Annotated in this window: 3 protein-coding genes; 2 read left to right on the forward strand and 1 reads right to left on the reverse strand. The window is 68.2% G+C overall.

The window, feature by feature from the left end; translation table 11 throughout:
* Together H7290_RS12155 and H7290_RS12160 are read left to right on the forward strand one after the other, a co-directional pair.
* The coding region (locus H7290_RS12155; protein ID WP_290514281.1) for a hypothetical protein at positions 1-297 on the forward strand (297 nt) is incomplete at its 5' end.
* 330 nt (positions 298-627) lie between these two features.
* Positions 628-1434: an enoyl-CoA hydratase-related protein gene (locus tag H7290_RS12160; protein ID WP_290514282.1), complete on the forward strand. Its 807-nt coding sequence runs from the start codon at positions 628-630 to the stop codon at positions 1432-1434.
* Positions 1435-1581: 147 nt separating this feature from the next.
* On the opposite strand, the gene H7290_RS12165 is transcribed toward H7290_RS12160, so the two are convergent.
* Positions 1582-2346: a tyrosine-protein phosphatase gene (locus H7290_RS12165; RefSeq protein ID WP_290514283.1), complete on the reverse strand. Its 765-nt coding sequence runs from the start codon at positions 2344-2346 to the stop codon at positions 1582-1584.
* Between the last annotated feature and the right edge of the window lie 89 nt (positions 2347-2435).

Raw genomic sequence — 2435 nt, forward strand, 5'->3', positions numbered from 1 at the left:
GTGGCCCACCCCCGCTGGGCAATGGTCTACTTCGTCAGCTCGGTCGGGGTGACCCTGCAAAGTGAGGTACTCCGACGCGCGGCCCGTTATTCACTCAGTCGCGAGGTCAGCTCAACCATGCAGCGGCTCGGGAACGAGACCACGCCGGTCGACCTGACGGTGCGAGCCCTCGGGATCGTGACCCTTCTCGAGGTCGGCGCCGCCGATCAGTTGCGCTCCTCCCTGTCCTTTCGGGCGCCGGGCAAGGTCAAGTTCCGTGAGACGCTGACCGAAATGATGCACAAGCTCTTCCCTTGACCTTCGGCAACCTGCTGGGCGTCGTGTCAGTTGATGTCCAGCCATCGACATAGGATCTGGAGGCGCTGTGGCCAACGACGGCCGCGACCCGATCCGCGCCGCGAGTTGCAGGGCTTCGTCGAGCGCACGCGCGTCAGCGCGACCGCCGACCCGTGCTCGCGGCCATCACAGACCGCGGTCGGAGCGTCGCCGAGATTGTGACCAACGGCCTGAACAGCCAGGTCTTCCACAAGCCCGGTATCGGCGGACGCCGGGTCAGCCCACTCACCGGCGGGCTTCGAGCCTACTGCGCCAACGCCGGTGACTTCGTCACCCAAGTGAGGACTCCACATGCCCCTGCCCGAGCTCGAACACCTCCTGATCGGCCGGCCCGCCGACGGGGTTCTTCAGATCACCCTGAACCGTCCCGACAAGCTCAACGCCCTCACGTTCGACATGTTCGACGAGCTCACGGCCGCGTGCCGCGCACTGGAGGGCGATCAGGACGTCCGAGTCGTCGTCTTGACCGGAGCGGGCAAGGGGTTCTGTGCCGGGCTCGACCTCGAGGCAGTCGCGGCGTTGCTAGAGATGACGCCGTATCAGTTCTTGCGGGGGCAGGAGAAGTGGGCGGGCGCAGCGCTCGCCCTACAGCGGCTGACCACACCGGTCATCGCCGCGGTCAACGGCGCGGCCGCAGGCGCCGGGTTTTCCCTCGCCTTGGCCGCCGACGTGCGCCTCGTCTCGACGCGGGCGAAGTTCAACGCCGCGTTCATCCGGGTCGGGCTCACCGGTGGCGACATGGGCAGCTCCTGGCTGCTCCCCCGCGTGGTCGGTCTCGGCATAGCCAACGAGTTGCTGCTCACCGGCCGCTTCGTACTGCCCGATGAGGCGCTCCGTATCGGCCTGGTCAACCGGGTCTGCGAGCCTGACGAACTCCTGCCGGCCGCCCTCGAGGTCGCCGCGGCGATCATGGCCAACAGCCCGTTCGGCATCCGGCTCACCAAGCAGGTCATCCAGGCCAACCTCGGCGCCGCGACCCTTGAGCTCGGGATCGAGCTGGAGAACCGCAACCAAGCGCTCACGGCCGGCACCGCAGACATGCGCGAGGCGCTCACAGCTTTCCTCGAGGGCCGTCCCGCCACGTTCTCCGGCGACTGACCTACCGATAGGTCCTTATCCGTGGCCGGCGGTCGCAATGACTGAGGTTAGTCCGGCACGAACGGTTGCCGACGGGTGCGGACCGACCACCTCGTGAGGAGCTGACCCACCACCGACTCGCGCTCGTGCCCGACAATTTGGTTCTGCTTACCGAGGCTCGAGCAGCGCAGCGCGCACGGCCTCGAGCGCGATCGTGGAAACGCCGATGCCGGCGAGGTAGCCCTCGACACCGGGAGTGTGCGTGCGCAGGTGCTCCAGGAACAGACGCATCGCACCTCGGGGCGCGTGCAGAATCGTCGGGTGCTGGTCCACCATCGGGTCCCGGTCGACGTCACCCGACGCTCGCTTGCGTTGGACCATCGCCGAAACCCGCTCACCGCTGAGCGCATAGTCGTCGCAGATGGTCTCCTCGTCCACCCCGAGAGCGGCCAGCACGAGTGCAACCATGGTCCCGGTGCGGTCCTTCCCGGCCGCGCAGAACAGCGCGAGCGGCAAATGCTTCTCTTCGGAAAGCAGCGCGAAAAGCTCGCGGATCGCGTCCTGGCCGCTGCCAAGGATCTCGATGTAGCACGCGGCAAGGTACTCGTCCGGCTGGCTGTCGACGTCGTAGGCCGGCAGGAATATCTCGCGCATGACGGGCAGGTGCCGGTCGCCGGCCGGGTGTAGGTCGATGCTCACGGTCCCGCGTCTGCTGCGCTCGTCGTCACGACGCAGGTCGACCACCGTGCGCAGACCGAGGGCGTGCCAGTCGGCCGCGGTGTCCTCGTCGGCCTCGTGCAGGCTGGCGGCCCGGAACAGGCGTCCCCAGCGCACTCGTCGGCCGTCGGCGGTGGCATACCCGCCGAGGTCGCGGGCATTTTCCAGCAGCCCCAGCGGTACGTCGCGCAGGCCGGCCGCGGACCCTTCGGGCACTTCAGGCCTCCAGTCCGGCCGTGACCCGGCGGGCCACGCGCTGGGCGATCGACATCCGGTGCACCTCGGAGGCACCGTCGTAGATCCGA

Source organism: Aeromicrobium sp. (genome assembly GCF_014378035.1).
In the GTDB taxonomy this organism is placed as follows: Bacteria; Actinomycetota; Actinomycetes; order Propionibacteriales; family Nocardioidaceae; genus Aeromicrobium.

Bases quoted from the DNA above. Each gene is read 5' to 3' on its own strand.
- H7290_RS12160 (WP_290514282.1), top strand. From the start codon at position 628: ATGCCCCTGCCCGAGCTCGAACACCTCCTGATCGGCCGGCCCGCCGAC.